Origin of the sequence: Tepidibacter thalassicus DSM 15285, assembly GCF_900129915.1 — a bacterium.
In the GTDB taxonomy this organism is placed as follows: domain Bacteria; phylum Bacillota; class Clostridia; order Peptostreptococcales; family Peptostreptococcaceae; genus Tepidibacter; species Tepidibacter thalassicus.
Window position 1 is genome coordinate 1 of record NZ_FQXH01000053.1, and the last position, 1,292, is coordinate 1,292.

A 1,292-nucleotide genomic window follows, 5' to 3' on the forward strand; every position below is an offset into this window, starting at 1 on the left:
ATTTCGACAATAACTAGCATTTCATCAATGCTAATAACTTCTTTATTGATAATAAAAAAAACCGACAAATAAATGTCGGTTTTTTTTATTTCTTATAGACCAGCTCCAACACCACTATATAATGGTTTTGCTTCATTATTACAACCACCTATGAATCTTGCTCCAACTTCATTTTGAGCATCTGTATAACTACTAAAGATATATGTTTCAACTCTTTCTTCATTTACAGAATAATCTTTGTATCTATAAGTTCTTACATAACCATTTTGTGAAGTTATTCCTGTAAGATATACTATTGCACCTGTAAGTGCCTCTACACCTAAAGCCAAAGCAATTGCCTCTGGAGCTAACATAGATGGATACTTTAATAAAAGATTTAACTGCTTATGATAAAATAGAAAATACTTAAAAAATATAAGCAAAGCGCTGTATCTGAAGATTTACGTGAATTACGCAGACATCCAGAACCTTTAAGATATACTTTAGTATCAGCTTTTTTTAACTCAGAAATAGAGAAAGAGTTTATAAATGACTTTAAACGTATTAACGGAAAAACAAATATCCTTTTTAAAATGGCTGATGCAGCATTAAATAATCTTGAGATACAAATTGTAACTATATTTAGTACTAAACTTCAAGATAAAAGAGCTAACAAAACCAAAAAGATGATTATGAAGATGATTATGGAGTTGACTAAAGATGATTAGATGATTAATTATAAGATTATATCCGACAAAACAACAAGAAGTTTTAATGTATAAACATATAGGTTCTAAGTTGATTTACAAATACTGGTGCTACCCCGAAAAGATCGAATTTAGCGATAGAAATTATTTCTACAACAATATTTTTAAATTTTTTTAGCTATAACCTTATCTTCAAATCCCATATCCTTAAATTAACAAACTAAAAAGGAGGGATACCATGGCAGTAGTAAAAATACCTAAAGAAAGTTCTATTAAGCTGATATTTTCACTTGGCTTAGATGAATATGGGAAAGAAATATTCAGAGGAGGATATTATGGATGATTTATATACAAATATAGCAAACTTAGGTTTTCCAATAGCAATATCAATATATTTGCTTGTTAGAATTGAAGGGAAATTGAGTAATTTAACTACTTCAATAAATGAATTAAGTAAAGCAATTATAAGTTTAAAATAATAGCCATGGCCTAGTAAAATCTAGGCTTTTATATACCCCATTTTTCCTTTTGTTTTTTTAGAACAATTTTTTCAAATTCTTCTGGAGTATATTCTGATGTTCTTTGAGTGAAATTGTGAAATCTTGT

Annotated in this window: 3 protein-coding genes; 2 read left to right on the top strand and 1 reads right to left on the bottom strand. The window is 28.1% G+C overall.

Going from position 1 to position 1,292, the window contains the following annotated elements:
- Positions 1–92: 92 nt before the first annotated feature.
- Complete coding sequence (locus BUA19_RS11375) at positions 93–353, bottom strand: hypothetical protein (protein WP_072726593.1); 261 nt, start codon at positions 351–353, stop codon at positions 93–95.
- Between the two features lie 219 nt (positions 354–572).
- On the opposite strand from BUA19_RS11375, the gene BUA19_RS11985 reads away from it, so the two are divergent.
- Both BUA19_RS11985 and BUA19_RS11380 read left to right on the top strand, forming a co-directional pair.
- A complete protein-coding gene (locus BUA19_RS11985; protein WP_408645620.1) occupies positions 573–707 on the top strand; it encodes a hypothetical protein in 135 nt (44 codons plus the stop codon).
- A 314-nt stretch (positions 708–1,021) separates the two neighbouring features.
- A complete protein-coding gene (locus BUA19_RS11380) occupies positions 1,022–1,165 on the top strand; it encodes a YvrJ family protein (RefSeq protein WP_072726595.1) in 144 nt (47 codons plus the stop codon).
- The last annotated feature ends 127 nt before the right edge of the window (positions 1,166–1,292 follow it).